The 17686-nt window shown below is 67.3% G+C and carries 17 protein-coding genes; 7 read left to right on the forward strand and 10 right to left on the reverse strand.

The genetic code is table 11. The annotated features are described in order from the left end of the window. Positions 1–2 precede the first annotated feature (2 nt). The 7 genes from LRH25_RS17930 to fliF form a co-directional block, all read right to left on the reverse strand. The gene (locus LRH25_RS17930) at positions 3–632 is read right to left on the reverse strand and encodes a flagellar basal body-associated FliL family protein (protein ID WP_141288612.1); all 630 of its coding nucleotides are present in this window, start codon (positions 630–632) and stop codon (positions 3–5) included. A 271-nt stretch (positions 633–903) separates the two neighbouring features. Next, positions 904–2070, reverse strand: coding sequence for a flagellar hook-length control protein FliK (locus LRH25_RS17935; protein ID WP_231011863.1), 1167 nt, complete (start codon positions 2068–2070; stop codon positions 904–906). Between the two features lie 50 nt (positions 2071–2120). Then, positions 2121–2585 (reverse strand): flagellar export protein FliJ, encoded by a 465-nt coding sequence (locus tag LRH25_RS17940; RefSeq protein WP_141290614.1) that lies wholly within the window; start codon positions 2583–2585, stop codon positions 2121–2123. Positions 2586–2736: 151 nt separating this feature from the next. After that, positions 2737–4164 carry a flagellar protein export ATPase FliI gene (fliI, locus tag LRH25_RS17945; protein ID WP_141290616.1) on the reverse strand — a complete coding sequence of 476 codons (1428 nt, stop codon included), beginning with the start codon at positions 4162–4164 and terminating at the stop codon, positions 2737–2739. Beyond that, the gene (locus LRH25_RS17950; protein WP_231011864.1) at positions 4164–5000 is read right to left on the reverse strand and encodes a FliH/SctL family protein; all 837 of its coding nucleotides are present in this window, start codon (positions 4998–5000) and stop codon (positions 4164–4166) included. Before LRH25_RS17950 ends, fliI begins: the two co-directional genes overlap by 1 nt. Then, complete coding sequence (fliG, locus tag LRH25_RS17955; RefSeq protein ID WP_141291723.1) at positions 4987–5997, reverse strand: flagellar motor switch protein FliG; 1011 nt, start codon at positions 5995–5997, stop codon at positions 4987–4989. The genes LRH25_RS17950 and fliG overlap by 14 nt, the downstream gene beginning before the upstream one ends. A gap of 19 nt (positions 5998–6016) precedes the next feature. Then, positions 6017–7711 carry a flagellar basal-body MS-ring/collar protein FliF gene (fliF, locus tag LRH25_RS17960; protein WP_231011865.1) on the reverse strand — a complete coding sequence of 565 codons (1695 nt, stop codon included), beginning with the start codon at positions 7709–7711 and terminating at the stop codon, positions 6017–6019. Positions 7712–7909: 198 nt separating this feature from the next. Between fliF and fliE the strand changes: the two genes are divergently transcribed. From fliE to aqpZ, 5 genes are all read left to right on the forward strand, one after another. Beyond that, a complete protein-coding gene (gene fliE, locus LRH25_RS17965) occupies positions 7910–8242 on the forward strand; it encodes a flagellar hook-basal body complex protein FliE (RefSeq protein WP_141290248.1) in 333 nt (110 codons plus the stop codon). Positions 8243–8450: 208 nt separating this feature from the next. Further along, positions 8451–9860: a S53 family peptidase gene (locus LRH25_RS17970; RefSeq protein ID WP_141290249.1), complete on the forward strand. Its 1410-nt coding sequence runs from the start codon at positions 8451–8453 to the stop codon at positions 9858–9860. A 402-nt stretch (positions 9861–10262) separates the two neighbouring features. After that, positions 10263–11675 carry a S53 family peptidase gene (locus tag LRH25_RS17975; protein WP_231011866.1) on the forward strand — a complete coding sequence of 471 codons (1413 nt, stop codon included), beginning with the start codon at positions 10263–10265 and terminating at the stop codon, positions 11673–11675. 148 nt (positions 11676–11823) lie between these two features. Further along, positions 11824–12261 (forward strand): SRPBCC family protein, encoded by a 438-nt coding sequence (locus LRH25_RS17980; protein ID WP_141285078.1) that lies wholly within the window; start codon positions 11824–11826, stop codon positions 12259–12261. 370 nt (positions 12262–12631) lie between these two features. Next, a complete protein-coding gene (aqpZ, locus tag LRH25_RS17985; RefSeq protein ID WP_259372423.1) occupies positions 12632–13360 on the forward strand; it encodes an aquaporin Z in 729 nt (242 codons plus the stop codon). Positions 13361–13440: 80 nt separating this feature from the next. Here the strand turns inward: aqpZ and LRH25_RS17990 are convergent, their stop codons facing one another. Both LRH25_RS17990 and LRH25_RS17995 read right to left on the reverse strand, forming a co-directional pair. After that, complete coding sequence (locus LRH25_RS17990; RefSeq protein WP_141285075.1) at positions 13441–15432, reverse strand: reprolysin-like metallopeptidase; 1992 nt, start codon at positions 15430–15432, stop codon at positions 13441–13443. Positions 15433–15533: 101 nt separating this feature from the next. After that, positions 15534–15752 (reverse strand): hypothetical protein, encoded by a 219-nt coding sequence (locus tag LRH25_RS17995; protein WP_141285073.1) that lies wholly within the window; start codon positions 15750–15752, stop codon positions 15534–15536. 379 nt (positions 15753–16131) lie between these two features. On the opposite strand from LRH25_RS17995, the gene LRH25_RS18000 reads away from it, so the two are divergent. Together LRH25_RS18000 and LRH25_RS18005 are read left to right on the forward strand one after the other, a co-directional pair. Continuing rightward, positions 16132–17085 carry an IS1595 family transposase gene (locus tag LRH25_RS18000; RefSeq protein ID WP_141285084.1) on the forward strand — a complete coding sequence of 318 codons (954 nt, stop codon included), beginning with the start codon at positions 16132–16134 and terminating at the stop codon, positions 17083–17085. Between the two features lie 12 nt (positions 17086–17097). Next, positions 17098–17256, forward strand: coding sequence for a hypothetical protein (locus LRH25_RS18005; RefSeq protein WP_170200726.1), 159 nt, complete (start codon positions 17098–17100; stop codon positions 17254–17256). A gap of 24 nt (positions 17257–17280) precedes the next feature. Here LRH25_RS18005 and LRH25_RS18010 read toward each other — a convergent pair whose 3' ends face one another. After that, positions 17281–17685, reverse strand: a complete 405-nt coding sequence (locus tag LRH25_RS18010; protein ID WP_141285071.1) for a hypothetical protein — start codon at positions 17683–17685, stop codon at positions 17281–17283. Position 17686 lies beyond the last annotated feature (1 nt).

The following is a 17686-nucleotide window of genomic DNA, read 5'->3' on the forward strand; positions in this document are numbered from 1 at the left end:
GCTTATTGAATGATGAACGAGGAAAACTGGACCGACTTCACCGGCGAGTCGTCGAGGCTGTCGAAGCGCTTGCGCTTTTTCTTCTTGCCCGGCGTGGGCGGGGCTTCTTCTTCCACCGCGTCCTCGTCTTCCAGCTCGATGCCCATGGGCTGCACCGCGACGCGGCGCAGCTGGCGGGCCAGCACTTCCTTGCCGTCGGGCGTCATCAGCTCGGCCGAGGTCTTGTGGCCCAGCAGCAGCAGCACGTTGTTGCGGATCGCCGGCAGGTAGGCCTTGATCTCGTCGGCCACGTGCGCGTCCTGGACTTCCAGCGTCAGGCCGATCTGGGCGAAACGGTCGGTCTCGCGGTCGGCCAGGTTGACGACAAACGGGTCCAGCGGCACGAAGACCGGCAGCGCGTGCTTGTCGTCCTTCTTCTTGTCCTTCTTGGCACTCTTCTTTTCTTGGTGCCCGCTGCTCTCTTCGCCATCTTCGGCGGCAGCGGCCGCTTCGGCGTCGTGGTTCTTCTTCATCACCAGCGCGACACCGCCCCCAACCGCGGCCAGCAACACCACCACGGCAAGGATCAGGATCAGTTTTTTCTTGCCCTTCTTGGGGGCGTCGCCGGCGGGGGCAGCTGCGGCAGCAGACATGGACGGGGCTCCTTGATTCCTCTGGAGGACCCAGACACCGCAAGCATGGGGCGTCGGGACCGAATAGGAGGAATTATTGAGAGCCAAGCCCCGTGCAGAAGCCACGAAAAGCGGCGGTTTTACCGGTGGTCCTCAGGCTGGACAGCACCAAGCCCGACGGCGAAAGCGCCGTGCCGAAGCGCAGCGCAGCCGGCGCCGGGCCGCCCCAGGCGGCTGCGCCAACCCGCTCGGCGGGTGGTCTCAGGTAACCCTGAGACCGGGTGCCCCATGACTAGGCGTACATGTCCAGCAGGCCACGGCGGTTCACGGCGGTGCGCGCGGGGCTCATCGTGGCGTTGTCCAGCGCTTCGTCGCCGCTGTTGCCACGCCCGCCCATGCCAAACGCGCGGCCACCGCCGGCTTGCTGGGCACCGGAGTCGCCCTGGCGCTGGCCCTGGCTGGTCTGGTCGGACACGCTGCCGCCCGCGAGGCTCAGGCCCACGTCGCCGAGTTGTTCGGCCAGCTGGGGCAGTGCTTCGCTGAGCGCGGAGCGGGTCGAGGCCACGTCGGCATTCAACTCAATGCGGGTGCTGCCTTCGTGCACGGCAATGCGGACCTCGATCGGCCCCAGGTCGGCCGGGTTCAGTTCCAGCTTGGCATGCGACACGCCTTCGTCCATCCAGGTGCTGAGCTGCACGCCCAGGGCCTGCGGGAACAGCGGGCTGTCAGGCGGCGTGGGCAGCTGGGCCTGGGCCGGCGCGGCCTGCAGCTCGGCGCTGGCATCGGTGGCCGGGCGGCTGGCCGCAAGGTCGGCCATGCCGGCCAGGCTGGGCAGGCTGCCGTCCGACTCTCTTTCGCTGGCACGCTCGGCCACCGGGGCAGCGGCCAGGCTCATGCTGGCGGCATCGGCCGGGCTGTCGCCACTGGCCTGGCGGGCGGCCAGCAGGCTGCTGCGGAAGCCGTCTGCCGTGGCGGCATCGCCGGTGGCTGCAATGCCGCCCGCGTCCTTCAGTTCACCAGCGCGTCGGGCCCCTGCACCGCCGGCATGGCCGCGGCCTTTCAGTGCGTCCAGGCCGCGCGAGGCACCGCCCAGGTCTTCGCGCTTGGCCACCAGCTGCAAGGTGCTGGGCTGGGCTGGCAGGTCCTCGGCGCTGAGCGCGGTTTTCTTCGGCGCGTCGGCGGTTTCGTCCTTGGCATCGCCCTTGTCGGCGGCCTCGGTGTCGCCGCTGGCCTCGGCCTGGTCCGCGTCGGACTTGCGATCGGCTTTCGGCGCGCTGTCGGTGGTCGGCGCCTGGTCGGTGTCAGGTGCGGCCTTCAGGCTCTTGGCGCCCTGGCCACGCAGCATGTCGGCGAAGCTGCCGTGGCTGCCGGCATCCTGGCGCTGCGGCGCGCGCTGCGCCACGCGCGACGACACCGGCTTGACCGGTGCCACGGGCTCCAGAGGGGTGTCCAAAGGCATGCGTGTACTCCTGCGGGAAATTCAAGAAGACGGATTCGGGTTCGGGACGTTCAGGCTGCCGCACCGGCCATGGACTGGCGCGAGGCCCAGGCACGGCGCTGGTTGGCCTCGTCGGCCTGCTTCTGCTCGCGCTTGCGCTCGTCCTGCAGCAGGCTGTGCTGGCGGCGCTCGATCAGCCGGCGCACGGTGGCGACCTTCAGCTCGCGCTGCTGCACGCGCTGGTGTGCGGCGCGCACCCGCTGGTCGGCCTGCATGACCACGCCTTGCTGCGAGGCAATCGCCTGGTCCAGCCGGCCGACAAAGCCGTGGTAGCAGCGCACCAGCTCAATGGCGCCGCCCTTGGCGAACTGCGCAGCCCAGCGCTTGCGGTATTCGCCGCGGTAGGTCACCAGCGAATCGGCCTGTTCACGCGCGGCTTCGGCCATGCGCTCGGTTTCGCGCCATTCGGCGATCGCGTCGTCACGGCGGCGCTGTTCGCGTTCCAGCAGCGTGCGAAGAAGTTCCATGCGGTTCATTGGGCGATTCCTGAAGAAGGACTGCGACGAGGGCTACGGACACTGCAACAACAGCCGGGACGAAGCAGCAGCTTGCGCCGAAAGGCCGGCCTGCACTGCGAGGAACAACACCTTCAACAATGCCTTCTTGTGGGATTCAGCCAGGCAGCACTCAGCCGCCCGCCTGGTTCTGGGGCTGGCCAGCAGGGTTCAGGCGCAGCAGCGCGCGGCGGCTGGCTTCCAGCGGGGCGCGCTCCTGCATGCCTTGCTGCAGCAGCGCCACCAGCTGCGGGTGCACCTTGACGGCAGCGTCCAGCTCGGGATCGGCGCCGGGCACGTAAGCGCCGAGCTGGATCAGGTCGCGCGCCTTGTTGAACTTGGCCATCCACTGGCGGGCACGGCGGGCGCCCTCCAGGTGATCGCGCGGCGCCACCGCGGTCATCACGCGGGAGATGGATTTCTCCACGTCGATGGCCGGGAAATGGCCGCTTTCGGCGAGCTCGCGCGACAGCACGATGTGCCCGTCCAGGATGCCTCGGGCCGCGTCGGCAATCGGGTCCTGCGGGTCGTCGCCTTCGGTCAGCACGGTGTAGAAGGCGGTGATGGAGCCCACGCCGTTGAGGCCATTGCCAGAGCGTTCAACCAGCTGCGGCAGCTTGGCGAAACAGCTTGGCGGATAGCCCTTGGTGGCCGGCGGCTCGCCGATGGCCAGGCCGATCTCGCGCTGCGCCATCGCGTAGCGGGTCAGCGAGTCCATCAGCAGCAGCACGTGCTGGCCCTTGTCGCGGAAATGCTCGGCCACCGCGGTGGCATAGCTGGCGCCCTGCATGCGCACCAGCGGCGGGGCGTCGGCCGGCGCGGCGACGACGACCGCGCGCTGGAGGCCTTCGTCACCCAGGATGTCTTCGATGAATTCCTTGACTTCACGACCCCGCTCGCCGATCAGCCCGACAACGATCACGTCGGCCGCGGTGTAGCGGGCCATCATGCCCAGCAGCACCGATTTGCCCACGCCGGTGCCAGCAAACAGGCCGATGCGCTGGCCGCGGCCCACGGTGAGCAGCGAGTTGATCGCGCGCACACCGGTGTCCAGCGGCTGGCGCACCGGGTCGCGGTCCATCGCATTGATCGGGCGGCGCACCATCGGTTCGTTGAGCACGTCCTGCAACGGGCCGCCGCGGTCCATCGGGTGGCCATGGGCATCGACCACGCGGCCCAGCAGGCCTTCGCCCATCGGCAGGTGCAGGCCACGGTCTTCGCTGCGCCGCCAGGGATGGTTTTCCACGCCCAGGCGAGGGGGAATCTGCGGCACCGGCAGCGGCACCACCTGGGCGCCACTGGCCAGGCCATGCAGCTCGCCGGTGGGCATCAGGTAGGCGCGGTCGCCATGGAAGCCGACCACTTCGGCAGTGACCGGCGACTCGCCGGGCACGCCCACCGAGCAGACGGCGCCGACCGGCGCACGCACGCCGGCGGCTTCCAGCACCAGGCCGGTCACGCGCACCAGCGAGCCCTGCATTTCCAGCGGCTGCGGCAAGGAGGCGTAGTTCTGGATGTCCTGCAGGAAGCGCTGCCAGCGCTCGGGGCGGGTGGTGAGCATCAGGCGTCTGTTTCGGGTTCGGGTTCAAGCGGCTCGGCCTCGGCGGCTGCGCCGCCTTGCCAGGCCAGCGGCACGGCAAACACCGCAGCGGCCTGCGCCCAGCGGCTTTCGATGCGCGCGTCCACGCGGCCCAGGTCGGACTCGACGATGCAGCCGCCACGGGCAACCTGCGGGTCGGCGATCACCATCACGTCGCGCGTGCGCAGCGTGTCGGCAGCGCCCATTTCGACCAGCACCACGTCTTCGGGGTGCAGCCGCAGCACCAGGTGCTTGGCGGTGACCATGACCGCGGCCACGGCTTGCTGCGCGACCTGGACCACGCAGTCCGGCCGCTGTTCCAGTTCGCTGCGCACGACCTGGCGGGCCAGCTTCAGGGCGGTCTGCACGAGAGAGTCGGCCATGCGGGTTTCGAGGCCGCCGAGCTGGTCCTGGAATTCGGCCACGACCTGCGCCATCTGCGCGCTGATCTGCTGGGCGAACTGGCGCTTGGCAGCTTCCAGCGCCTCCAGCCCGTCGCGGTAGCCTTCCTGGTAGCCGCTCTGCCGTGCATCGACCGCCTGCTTGCGGCTGGCCTGCATCAGCTCTTCCAGCGTGGGCGCGGGGGGTGGCGGCGGTGCGGGCGGCGGCGGCGCCACCGGCGCCTGCGCGGCCGGCGGCGGATTGACGACGACGCCGGGCGGCAACCCGCCCAGGCCGCCACCAAAGGTGTCGGGCGTCCAGGCGGCGAAGTTGTCCAGCTCCTCGCGGGGAATGAAGCGGGTGTAGGCGTTGGCCGGGCGGTTGCCGCCTTGCGGCGGCGGCACCGGGCGCGGGGTGTTCGGTTTAGAGGAAGTCATCGGCGCCTCCCGATGCCAGCACGATCTGGCCTTCGTCGACCAGGCGGCGGACGATCTTCAGCAGTTCCTTCTGCTCGGCTTCGACTTCGGAAACACGCATCGGGCCGCGCGATTCCAGATCCTCGCGCAGCGTTTCGGCGGCGCGGCTGGACATGTTGCGGAAGACCTTCTCGCGCATCTCGGCGGTGGCGCCCTTCAGCGCCACGACCAGCGAGTCGCTCTGGACTTCCTTCAGCACGGCCTGGAAGCCCTTGTCGTCGAGCTTGTTCATGTCCTCGAAGGTGAACATGTTGTCCATGATCTTCTGGGCCAGGTCGCCGTCGGCTTCGCGGATGTAGTCCAGCACCGAGGTCTCGACCGAGGAGCCCATCATGTTGATGATCTCGGCCGCGGCCTTGGCGCCGCCCAGCGAGGCCTTGCGCAGGCGGTCGCCGCCGGCCAGCACCTTGTTCAGCACTTCGTTCAAGTCCTTCAGCGCAGAAGGCTGGATGCCGTCCAGCGTGGCAATGCGGATCAGCACTTCGTTGCGCTGGCGCTCGGTGAATGACTTCAGCACGGTGGAGGACTGGTCGAAGTCCAGGTGCACCAGGATGGCCGCGATGATCTGCGGGTGTTCGTTGCGCAGCAGCTCGGCCACCGAGCCGCCGTCCATCCACTTCAGGCTCTCGATGCCGCTCACATCGCTGCCCTGCAGGATGCGGTCGATCAGCAGGTTGGCCTTGTCGTCGCCCAGGGCCTTGCGCAGCACGGCCTTGACGTATTCGTCGGTGTCGGCCACCAGCATGTGCTGGGCTTCGGCCTGCTTGCTGAATTTCTCCAGCACCCGCTCGACCCGCTCGCGCGGGATGACCTTCAGCCGGGCAATGGTTTCGCCCAGCTTCTGGACCTCCTTGGGCCCGAGGTGCTTGAACACGCCAGCCGCCTCTTCCTCCCCGAGGGACATCAGGAGGATGGCGGCGTTTTCGGCGCCTTCGTCGTCTTTCGAATTTCCAGCCATGGGGTCGTTCGTTGCCTGTTCAGGTGGCGATTTCGCCGGTCACCCATTCGCGCATGATGTTGGCCACGGCGCCTGGGTTGTCACGGGCCAGCCGTCTTGCGGCTTCCAGCTGGGTGTTCTCAAGAGGTGCCTCAAGCGCAGGCAGTCCACTGCCGCCGGCCAGGGCCGGCAGGATGTTGTCGTCATCCACCACCGCATCGAGCTGCTGGCCCTTGTCGTCCTTCTCGACCTCGATCGGCGTCAGCACCTGGCGGATGCCAGGCCGGATCACGCCAAAGATCAAGGCCAGGGCCACCAGGGTCAATGCTGCAGGCACGCCGGAGGCACGCGCCAGGTCCAGCAGCCACGGCTGCTTCCACAGTGGCAGATCGTCGGCCGCAGGTTCGGTGACAGGCTTGAACGGCGCGTTGATGACCTTGACCGAGTCGCCGCGCTCCTTGCTGAAGCCCACGGCTTCCTGCACCAGCGCGGTCAGCTTCTCGATTTCCTCGGGCGGCAATGGCAAGGTGGTGGTCTTGCCCTTGGCATCGGTCGAGGTGCGGTGGTTGACCACCACGGCAGCGTTCAGCCGGCGCACCGCGCCAGTGGCATTGCGCGTCACGCGCACGGTCTTGTCGACCTCGTAGTTGGTGGTGGCTTCGCGGCGCGAGCTGCCGCCGCTGCCGCCCATCTGGGTGGCCTGCAGCGGGGCCGAGGCGCCGTTGATCGGCGCCGTGGCCGGCACCGGGGGCTGGTTGGTCGCGGCACCCGGCACGCCGGTGGGCATGGGGTTGCCGGCGCCATTGGATTCGGCGCTCTGGGTGCTGCGCACCGCGGCCGGCTCGTTGCCCTGGTTGGGGCGGTATTGCTCGGAAGTGGCTTCGGTCTGGTTGAAGTCGATGTCGGCGGTCACCGAGGCGCGCAGGTTGTCGCGGCCGACCACCGGCTCCAGCAGGTCCTGCACCCGCTTGAGGTAGCTGGCCTCGATCTGATGCACGTACTGCAGCTGCTGTTCGTCCAGGCTGCGGGCACTGTCTTCGCCAGGGCCAGAGAGCAGGGTGCCGCGCTGGTCCAGCACGCTGACGGCCTTGGCATTCAGGTCCGGCACGCTGGACGAGACCAGGTGCACGATGGCCGCGGACTGCCCACGGTCCAGCGTGCGACCGGGCATCAGCGTCAGCATCACGCTGGCGCTGGGTTTTTGCTGCTCGCGGAAGAAGCCGTTCTGGTTCGGCAGGGCCAGGTGGACGCGGGCATCTTCCACGCCGTCCAGCTTGGTGATGGTGCGCACCAGTTCGCCTTCCAGCGCGCGCTGCATGTTCAGGCGTTCCTGGCGATCGGTCTGGCCGAAGCGGGCGTTGTCCAGCAGCTCGTTGCCGGTGACGCTGGCCTTGGGCAGGCCGGCAGCGGCGAGCTTCATCTTCAGGTCGTAGACCTTGTCGGCCGGCACCATGATGGAGGCGCCGCCGTCGCTGTGCTTGTAGGGCACGCCCATCTGCTGGAGCTGGGCCAGGATGGCGCCGGCTTCCTTGTCCGGCAGGCCGCTGTAGAGGATGCGCCAGTCGCCCTGGCTGGCCCACAGCATCATCGCCACCATGGCCGCCAGCACGGCGGCCACCGCACCGCCAAGCTTGAGCTTGGTGGCGGGCGGCATGGCCATCAGCTTGGCCACGGCGCCTTGGGGGGCGACCGGGGTCAGCTCGGCGGGTACGGGGGCGACAAGGGCTTGGTCCATGGGATCGGGCACTCAGCAGCGAAAAGGTCAACGGCCCCACAAGAGGGCACGGACCGAATTGTTCGCCAGCGCCGCGGTTCACCAAGACGCGAGAAACCCGCCAATCGCCTCGCAGTTCCATCCATAGAGAAGCCCGGCGATCTCTACCATTTCGGTCATGCCCTCCACTTCTTTAGGGCCCCTAGAGAAGGAAATGCCATGGACCTGAAGCTCAAACCTTTCGACTTCGCGCAAGCAGTTGCCAAAGCAGGCCTGTCCCAGGACGGCATGCCGCTTTCGCGCGCCAAAGCGACGAACAGCGTCGAAAAAGGCAGCTTCCAGACGGCCATGAGCAGCGCGCTGAAGTCGGTCAGCGACTCGCAGCTCGAAACCCAGCGCATGCAGAAGGAACTGCAGCTGGACAACCCGTCCGTCAGCCTGGAAGACACCATGATCGCGATGCAGAAATCGCAGCTCGGCTTCCAGGCCACGCTGTCGGTGCGCAACCGGCTGGTGCAGGCCTACACCGACATCATGAACATGCAGGTGTGACGCACCGGTGCCGCGGCACCATCTCCGTTTTGGGGGACGCTCAAAAAGGGGACGACGTGCACGACACCCCCTGCAAGAGGGGTGTCGCTCTCCTGCCAGAAGCACAGACTGCGGTCGCGCTCCAAGCCTTCACAAGGCTGACTCACAGGCCGGAATGCACCGGCCGCCGGGGCGCTGATGACTGCATCCATTCCTTCTGGAGAACAACATGAGAGACGCCTCTACTCACTTCAAGCGCTGCCTGCTCGCAGCCGCCGTTGCCACCCTGCCCGGCCTGAGCATGGCCGCAGCCACCGACAGCGCGATGACCCCCGGTGCAGACGCGCTGGCCGCACCCGAACCTGACGCGGTGGGCCGCTATGTCCTGCCGCCCAACGTGTTCCGCCCGGACAGCAGCGTGCGCCGCGCCGAAGATCGCGGCCAGCGTGTCCACACCAACTACGTGATGCACAACCGCAACGGGGTCAAGGTCAACCGCCTGGAAGACCTTGCCCTGCCAGCCCCCGAGGCCAATCCCGCCCCCAACGCCACGTTCGCCGAGTACCCGGCTTCGCTGGCCTGCATTGCCAAGGTCGGTCCCGCCTACAGCGGCTGCGTGCCGACCAACAACTCGGCCTACAACGCCACCGGCGGCGGCCGTGCGATCGTCATCGTCGATGCCTACGACTACCCCACCGCGGCGGCCGACCTGGCCACCTTCAGCTCCTTCTTCGGCCTGCCGGCGGCCAACTTCACCAAGGTGATCGCCAACGGCAACGGCGCCTGCGTCACCCCACCCTACAACTCGGGCTGGGCGCTGGAAGCTGCGCTGGACGTGCAGTGGGCCCACGCCATGGCGCCCAAGGCCAAGATCATCCTGGTCGAGGCCTGCTCCAACAGCTGGGCCGACATGATGTACGCCGAGCAGATCGCCATCCAGCAGGCGAATGCCGCCGGTGGCGGGGAAATCTCGAACAGTTGGGGCGGTGCCGAATGGAGCACTGAATCCACCGACTGGGACTGGGTCTTCCGTTCCAACTGGGTCGCGAACAAGCCGGTCAACTTCTTCTTCTCGGCGGGCGACTCTGGCCTGGGCGCCCAATACCCCAGCGCCTCGCCGTGGGTGACCTCGGTGGGCGGCACCACCATCAACCGTGACCCGACCACCCAGGCCTTCCTGAGCGAAAGCTGCTGGGCGGGTTCGGGCGGCGGCACCAGCGCCTACGAAACCTACAGCACCACGTTCGGCAGCGGCACCGGCCCCTGGACCAACTACCAGTACCCGCTGTTCGGCCAGGCCGCACGCCATTCGCCGGACATCTCGTTTGACGCCGACCCGGCCAGCGGCGCCTGGGTCTACAACGCCGGCAACTGGTACGTGGTCGGCGGCACCAGCCTGGCCGCACCGCTGGTGGCCGGCATTACCAACACGTCCAACAACCGCCTGGGCATGGCGCCCAAGGCTGGCGGCTACTACACGAACGCGCAGAACAACCTGCTGTACGCCGAGCTGCTGACGAACAAGGACTACGGCGTCAATTTCTATGACGTGACCACCGGCAACAACGGCGCCGCAGCCGCCGTGGGCTGGGACCAGTGCACCGGCGTGGGCAGCCCGCGCGGCCGCGTCGGCAAGTAAGCCAGCGTCCATCTCCCTCCTCCTGACGGCCTGGCACCAGGCCTTCCAGCGGACCTGCAAGGCAAAGGCCACGGCCTTCCCGCCTGCAGGTCCGCTTTTTCGTGGGCGGCACTCCGCGGTTCCGAAGCGGCAACTGCCGGTGGACGAGGCGTGGTCACCTACGCGCCTTGAACGTGAAATCCGGCCCGGAAGTGCCACCGCCTCACCCTTCCGGAAGCAGATTGCCCAGGAGTGTGGGACACGGTTCACGCAGCCCGAAAAAGAGGATGCGGAGCCGCTTGCAAACGCACAGACTGCGCTCGCGTTCGCCCGGCACCAGGTCTGACACGCCGGCCGGCCGGCAGGCATGCATCCGCCTGCCCGTGCGCACTGCCTTTGCATTCATTCCATTCGGAGAGATACATGAGAGACACCTCTGTCCACCTGACACGTTGCCTGCTGGCGGCCGCCGTTGCGGTCCTGCCCGGCCTCGCCATGGCCGCCGCCGCTTCCGACAGCCCGATGACCCCGGGCGCCGAAGCCCTGGCCGCCCCCCAGCCCGAGGCCGTGGGCCGCTACGTGCTGCCGGCCACCGTGTTCCGCCCGGAAAGCAGCGTGCGCCGCGCCGCGGACCGCGGCCTGCGGGTGCACACCAACTTCGTGGTGCACAACCGCCACGGCGTCCAGGTCAACCGGCTGGAAGACCTGGCCGTGCCGGAACCCGAAGCCAACCCGGGCCCGAATGCCTCGGGCACCGAATACCCGGCATCGCTGGCCTGCATCGCCAAGGCCGGCCCCGCCTACAGCGGCTGCAAGCCGGTCAACAACGCGGCCTACAACGCCACCGGCGGCAGCCGCGTGATCGTCATCGTCGACGCGTACGACACCCCCACGGCGGCAGCCGACCTGGCCTACTTCAGCACCTACTTCGGCCTGCCCGCGGCAAAGTTCAAGAAGGTGATCGCCAACGGCAACGGCGCCTGCGTCACCCCGCCCACCAACTCCGGCTGGGCGCTCGAAACCGCGCTGGACCTGCAATATGCCCACGCGATGGCGCCTGGCGCCCACATCGTGCTGGTCGAAGCCTGCTCCAACAGCTGGGCCGACATGATGTACGCCGAGCAGATCGCCATCCAGCAGGCCAATTCCTACGGCGGCGGCCAGATCTCCAACAGCTGGGGCGGCGCCGAGTGGAGCACCGAGTCCTCGGACTGGGATTGGGTCTTCCGCTCGAACTGGCTCGAAGGCAAGACCGTGAGCTTCTTCTTCTCGGCCGGTGACGCCGGCCTGGGCGCCCAGTGGCCCAGCTCCTCGCCGTGGGTGACCTCGGTGGGCGGCACCACCATCAACCGCGACGCCACCACCAACGCCTTCCTGAGCGAAAGCTGCTGGGCTGGCTCGGGCGGTGGCACCAGCGCCTACGAGACCTGGAGCACCACCTTCGGCACCGGCACCGGCCCATGGACCGGCTTCCAGTACGCGCAGTTCGGCCCCTCGGCCCGCCACACGCCCGACATCTCGTACGCAGCCGACCCGGCCAGCGGCGCATACGTCTACAGCGCTGGCGCCTGGTACGTCGTCGGCGGTACCAGCCTGTCTGCACCGTTGGTGGCTGGCCTGGTCAACGGCGCAGGCAACCGCCTGGGCGTGGCGCCCTCGGCCGGCGGCTACTACGGCAACATGGAGAACAACCTGTTGTACGCGCAGCTGCACACCGCCAAGGAATACGGCACCAACTTCTATGACGTGACCACCGGCAACAACGGTGCTGCAGCCACCGTGGGCTGGGACCAATGCACCGGCGTGGGCAGCCCGCGCGGCCGCCTCGGCAAGTAAGCCAGGCCAGGCACCCGATGACCCGGCAACCGGGTCATCACGGCGATGCCCGCGAAGCTGCATTGCCACGGCCTGCTGCCATCACGCTGTCAGCAGGCCCCCCCGACACTGGCTGCCAGATTGACCCACTCAACAGGCAGACAACACCATGTGGCAAAGCGAATTCAGCATCCTGGCAGCCGCCTCTCCCGCCGCCGTCTGGCGGCTGTTCTCAGACGTGGCCGGCTGGCCGCGCTGGAACGTCGGCATTGAACACATCACGCTCGAAGGGCCGTTTGCCAGCGGCACCCAGTTCGTCATGAAGACACCCGGCCAGCCGGCTTTCACCAGCCGCTTGCTGGCGGTGCAGGAGAACCTCGGCTTCACCGACGAAACCGTCATCGACGACGTGCGCGTGCTGGTGGACCACCGCATCGAGCGGACCGACAACGGCTGCGTGCGCATCACCTACGCTGCAACCGTGCATGGGCCCGAAGCCGAGATGATCGGCAAGGCCGTGACCGAGGACTTCCCGCAGGTGCTGCATGCGCTGGCCACGCGGCTGCGCGCTGACGCGCCGGTGAGCCGGGTGCTGAGCCGCGCCTGAACGCGCGCTGCAGGGGCTTGGGGAGAGCGTTGCGGCGGCGGCCGCTTTTGCGCGATGCTACGGACCCGCGAGCAACCGCCGCTTCTCCCAGGGCCTGGCAAGCGGCGGCGATGCCAATCTCGGGACCCCTGGGGTGACAGGCTGGACCTGGCGGCGCTGGGCTTCGAGCTGCTCGCTGATTGCAGCGACCTTGAACTGGTCGCCCGCTATGACCCGCAAGGCCTGAACCGGCTGCAGCCCTCCGCCCTCAGCCGCCTGGCCCACGCGCGGGTGGCGCAGCAGGCTGCCGCCAGCCTCGTCCAGCATCCCCAATTTGAATGACGCCGCCTGACCCTTCGGGCCAGCAGCTTGTGGCAAGCTGCGCCGGCTTTTGAAACCTTGGCTCGATCAATTCAAACGGGAAAACAACATGCGGCAATACGGCGCAGAGTTTTTGGGAACATTCTGGCTGGTGCTGGGAGGCTGCGGCAGCGCGGTGCTGGCGGCCGCCTTTCCGAATGTGGGCATCGGCCTGCATGGCGTGTCACTGGCTTTCGGCCTGACAGTGCTGACGATGGCGTTTGCCATCGGCCACATCTCTGGCTGCCACCTGAATCCGGCCGTGTCAGTCGGCCTGTGGGCCGGCGGCCGCTTTCCGGCCAACCAGTTGCTGCCCTACATCGTGGCCCAGGTGCTGGGCGGCCTGGCGGCCGGCGCGGTGCTGTACGTGATTGCCAGCGGCGCGCCCGGCTTTGACGTCAGCAAGGGCTTTGCCTCCAACGGCTACGGCGCTCACTCGCCAGGCGGCTACTCCTTGCTGGCCGCGCTGGTCACCGAGGTCGTGATGACGATGTTCTTCCTGCTGGTGATCCTGGGCGCGACCGACAAGCGTGCGCCGGCCGGCTTCGCCCCGATCGCCATCGGCCTGGCGCTGACGCTGATCCACCTGATCAGCATCCCGGTGACCAACACCTCGGTCAACCCGGCGCGCAGCACCGGCGTGGCGGTGTTCGTCGGCGACTGGGCGCTCGGCCAGCTGTGGCTGTTCTGGGTGGCACCGATTGCCGGTGCCCTGCTCGGCGCCTTCGCCTACCGCACGATTGCCGGCGAAGAACGCTGATCTGCCAGGCCGCCTCGGCGGCAACGCAACGCAAAACGCGGCCGAGGCCGCGTTTTTTCATGGGCGAATCCCGAGCGGCTTCATCCGCCGATGCGGAAATCCACGTCCGAGATGTCGAAGAACACGTTGCCGTGGCACTTCACCTTGATGCGGGCCTGCGAGGTGCTCACCGCCGGCAGCGTGACCTTCGCCGAGCCGGTGTTGGCAGCCTTGGCCTTCAGTTGGTAGCCCATGGTCTGGCCGCCGTCAGTGGACAGCCAGATCTCCACGGCCGCGCAGGACACAGGCGCCACGTCGGTCTTGGCCACGTCCCACTTGACCTTCAGCGTGCCGCCAGCCGTGGCCTGCACGTTGGTGTTCGGCGCGGTGACCTTGAACGGGCCGGCGTCTGCCGTCACGTTGAAGCTCAGGTCGGCGCTGGCCAGGCCACCGGCAGACGGCGCCGCCTGGTTGTCACGCACGATGAAGCGGAAGTTCAGCGGGCGGGTTTCGGTGGGCAGCAGCTCGCCCAGCGTGTGGGTGTTGCCCAGCAGGTCGCTCAGCTGCGGGAAGGTGCGCGTGGTCGAGGCCACCGGCGGGAAGGCGCGGAACAGCGGCGCGGTGCCGGTGGGCGCGTCAGGCGAGCCGCCGGGACCCAGGTCGCGCTCTTCCCACTGGTAGCTCAGCGTCTTCTTGCCATCCGCGTCCTTGCCCTTGCCGGTGAGCTCGAAAGGCGTGTTGGCCGGGATGGTGAAGCCACCGGCTGGCGCCGTGGCGGTAGGCGGCGTGTTGCCCGAAGCGGTCACCGCGGCGCAGCTCGCGCCGCCGCCGCTGCGGGTGTAGGCCACGATCTCGTCGTAGCTGGCGCTGTGGAACTGGGCGTCGCTGTGCGGCTGGATGTCGTCCGCGCCGCAGATGCCGGCATAGCCCATGATGGTGGTGCCGCTGCCCGGCTCGTAGGCCGCGCTGGCAGCGCGGTTGCCGCCGCCGCAAGAGCCGGTCACGCTGTTGAAGGTGTGGTTGGCACCGAACTGGTGGCCCATCTCGTGCGCCACGTAGTCGATGTAGAAACCGTCGCCCACCGGCGAGCCGAGGCCGGTCACGCCGCCGGCTTTGTTGCTGCTGCAGATCACGCCCAGGTAGGCCACGCCGCCGCCGCCGGTGCTCACCACATGGCCGATGTCGAAGGCGTCGTTGCCCAGCACCGTGCGCAGCGTGCGGATGTTCTGGCCCAGCATCGAGCTGCCATTGTTGTTGGCATACGGATCGGTGCCGGCATCGGTGTAGATGATGGCGTCTTCGCCTTCGATCAGTTGCAGGCGAATGCCCACCTCGCGCTCGTAGACGCCAGTGACGCGGTTGGTCAGGCTGACCAGTTCGGCCAGCACGCCGGCTTTGTTGGTCGGCGAGGCGTCCGGATCCTGGAACTTGGCGTATTCGCCGGTGGTGGCCAGCGCCAGCCGGTAGGTCAGCAGCTCGGTGCCGGTGGTGGCGCCCGCCAGGCCTGCAGTCGCGCGGGCAGACGAGGCCTTGCCACCCGGCGGCGTGAGCACCTGGTCTGCGTCGCGGTGGCGCAGCGGCAGGTCCTGGCGCAGGTAGACCTGGTGCAGGCCGGCATTCGCATCGCGGCCCGGGTCGATGAAGACCCGGCCCTGCGGCGTGAACACCATGGCCTTGAAGCCGTGCGGGCTGAAGTCGATGCGGGCCGTCACGCCAGGCTGGTCGACCGCTGTGCCAACCAGGCTGTGGATCTGCGGGTAGCGCGCGGCAAGGCCGGGTGCCATCACGTCCACCGGCGAGAGGCGGAAGGTGAGCATGCTGCCATCGGGCATCGGCAGGTCCAGCAGCGGGCGCAAGGCCTCGGCACTGCTGGCGGCCGGCACACGCTCGACCAGCGCCTGCAGCAAAGCGCTGTCCCACTGCACCCAGCGGGCCTTGGGCGCAGCCAGTGCAGCCTGCACCGAAAAGGCCTGGGCCGCCTGCGCGGGCGGCACGTCACGCCACAAGGGCGCGGCGATGGCAGCCGACGCACCCAGCGCCGAAGAAGAAATTCCCAGCACCAGCACGGCGCGCCAGACAGCAGCAAACAACATCAAATACTCCGCAGGACAAAGAGGCACCCGCGGCCGGCTTCGCAATGCGCGAAGCCAGCCCCAAGCCCTCATGAGGCTGCGGGTGGTGGTGCAGAGCAGTGTCAGGAGATTGCGCGAAGACGCAAATCCCTATCACGCAGGGTGTTGGTGCCTGCGAACTGGCCGCTGTAGCTGCTCAGGCTGTCCAGGGGGTAGGACTCGAACAGGGTGTGGCCGTCCACGTCGTAGGATTTGACGACGAAGCGCTCCTTGCCGGTGGTGTTGTCCTTGCGACGGGAGATCACCGGGCGCCACAGCGCGTCGAAGTAGTTTTCTTCCAACAGGCTGCCAGGGGTTCTTGGGACAGCAAACGCCACCAAGGGCCAAGCGCTACAGAGCGCCCAGGCCTTGATCCTGATGGGTGACGCTTGCGCAGCGACGCAACCAATCTTCGAGAACCAAGTGTGCAGTGACCTCAACGGCTGGGAATGCAGGCTTTGAATTGAAAAATGCGGGGACGGCCGCAGAAATCTGCTCGTCCCTATTGACGGAGGCGGCTAATGGGTGACCCGGGATCGCAAAGCCGAGCGCCGCTGCAACCGCAGCCACGCCGCCATCTGCCTGCAACGCACGTCCTGATTAGTCATGACCCTCAGCCTGGCGCACCCTGTGAGCCAGTGGCCGCGTAGCCTGAACGGATTCGCAGGCCAGGAGATCGTGATGGCGATGAACCGAGTCCAGTTTCAGCAAGGCATGTCGCTGCACGAGTTCATGCAGGACTTTGGCACTGAGGTGCAATGTGCGTTGGCGCTGGAGAAGGCGCGCTGGCCCACCGGGTTCCATTGCCCAGCCTATGGCTGGACGGGGCACTACCGCGTTCACCATGGCAGCCGCACGTTGCTGCAGTGCGGCGCTTGCCGGCATCAGACTTCGCTGACCGCGGGCACGGTGCTGGAAGGCACCAAGCTGCCGCTGAGGACTTGGTTTCTGGCGATGTACCTCATCAGCCAGGCCAAGACAGGCTTGTCGGCCCTGGCCTTGAAGCGTCACCTGGGAGTGAGCTACCGCACCGCCTGGTTGGTGCAACACAAGCTGATGGACACGATGTCCCAGGCCGATGCCCAGGTGCCGCTGCAAGGCCAGGTGCTGCTTGATGATGCCTATCTCGGCGGAGAACGCCCCGGCCCTGGCGGGCGGGGTTCGCCCAACAAGGTGCCCATCGTGGCGGCGGTCTCGCTCAATCAGCAAGGCCACCCGATGCAGGCCAGGATCTCGGCCTTGAGCGGCTTCACCCGTCAGGCCATTGCGCAGTGGGCAGGCTTGAACCTTCAGCCCGGCACAGACGTGCTGAGCGACGGGCTCAACTGCTTTGCCGGGGTGATCGATGCGGGCTGCGCGCACTCTTTCATCGTCGTGGGCCAGCGCAAGCCACGAGAGATGGAAATCCTCAAGTGGGTCAACACGGTGCTGGGCAACCTCAAGACGGCCATCAGCGGCGCTCACAAGGCCTTCCGGTTCGCCAAGTACGCGTCTCACTACCTTGGCGCCTTCAACTACCGCTTCAACCATCGGTTTGACCTGCACGGCTTGCTCCGGGATCTGCTCGGTAATGTGGCCCGAGGGCGTCCACTGACTGAGCGGGATATTCGTCAACAAGCTGAGACTCGTGACTAATCAGGACGCACGTTGCCCGCGGTGTTGCTGCTGGTGGGCGATGTGCTGGGCCTCATCAAAGAGATCCTGGCTGCCTTGGCCGCCAACACCCAGCAGTTCATCACCGGCCGATCCACTCCCCGCCCAACTGATCGTGTCAAGCCTCATCCCCGTTTTGCTTACAAGGGATGACATGGCTTAAGTTCGGTGGATTGGTCATGACTCACTCTCGTACAGCGCCTCTTTGCAGAGCACCAGTATTTCGCCCCCGTACGAGGGAGAGAATCGAAGAAGCATCAATTGCTTCTGTTGAAGCCGTTGCAGTACTAGATCGCGGTATGCCTGCTGGGATACCCCTGCGCCCGGGAGAACGCGACTGAGGACTTGAACACAGACATCTGAATCATCCTCTACGCAGACGTCTAGCAGGACGTTTTGCTCGGCAAGCCCGTTCGAAAGCATGTGCTCCACTCCGCGAAGCTCTAGTCGAGTGCTCTGCCCGTCTGGGGCACGGCAAAAAAAAGTTACTTGCTTGTCCCCGAAGTCGATCCGATAGATGCACGCATCGTGCAGCGCCGGGTCCCCCAGCGAGCCTGTTTCTTCAAATACAAGCGGGTTCATC

The organism is Ideonella azotifigens (genome assembly GCF_021043325.1).
Taxonomy (GTDB): Bacteria; Pseudomonadota; Gammaproteobacteria; order Burkholderiales; family Burkholderiaceae_C; genus Ideonella; species Ideonella azotifigens.

Coding starts and splice junctions, on each gene's coding strand:
- LRH25_RS18010 (WP_141285071.1), bottom strand. CDS start 17,685: ATGAACCCGCTTGTATTTGAAGAAACAGGCTCGCTGGGGGACCCGGCG.
- LRH25_RS17930 (WP_141288612.1), bottom strand. CDS start 632: ATGTCTGCTGCCGCAGCTGCCCCCGCCGGCGACGCCCCCAAGAAGGGC.
- LRH25_RS17975 (WP_231011866.1), top strand. CDS start 10,263: ATGAGAGACACCTCTGTCCACCTGACACGTTGCCTGCTGGCGGCCGCC.
- LRH25_RS17980 (WP_141285078.1), top strand. CDS start 11,824: ATGTGGCAAAGCGAATTCAGCATCCTGGCAGCCGCCTCTCCCGCCGCC.
- LRH25_RS18000 (WP_141285084.1), top strand. CDS start 16,132: ATGGCGATGAACCGAGTCCAGTTTCAGCAAGGCATGTCGCTGCACGAG.
- LRH25_RS17970 (WP_141290249.1), top strand. CDS start 8,451: ATGAGAGACGCCTCTACTCACTTCAAGCGCTGCCTGCTCGCAGCCGCC.
- LRH25_RS17935 (WP_231011863.1), bottom strand. CDS start 2,070: ATGCCTTTGGACACCCCTCTGGAGCCCGTGGCACCGGTCAAGCCGGTG.
- fliF (WP_231011865.1), bottom strand. CDS start 7,711: ATGGACCAAGCCCTTGTCGCCCCCGTACCCGCCGAGCTGACCCCGGTC.
- fliI (WP_141290616.1), bottom strand. CDS start 4,164: ATGCTCACCACCCGCCCCGAGCGCTGGCAGCGCTTCCTGCAGGACATC.
- LRH25_RS17990 (WP_141285075.1), bottom strand. CDS start 15,432: ATGTTGTTTGCTGCTGTCTGGCGCGCCGTGCTGGTGCTGGGAATTTCT.
- LRH25_RS17940 (WP_141290614.1), bottom strand. CDS start 2,585: ATGAACCGCATGGAACTTCTTCGCACGCTGCTGGAACGCGAACAGCGC.
- LRH25_RS17950 (WP_231011864.1), bottom strand. CDS start 5,000: ATGACTTCCTCTAAACCGAACACCCCGCGCCCGGTGCCGCCGCCGCAA.
- fliE (WP_141290248.1), top strand. CDS start 7,910: ATGGACCTGAAGCTCAAACCTTTCGACTTCGCGCAAGCAGTTGCCAAA.
- fliG (WP_141291723.1), bottom strand. CDS start 5,997: ATGGCTGGAAATTCGAAAGACGACGAAGGCGCCGAAAACGCCGCCATC.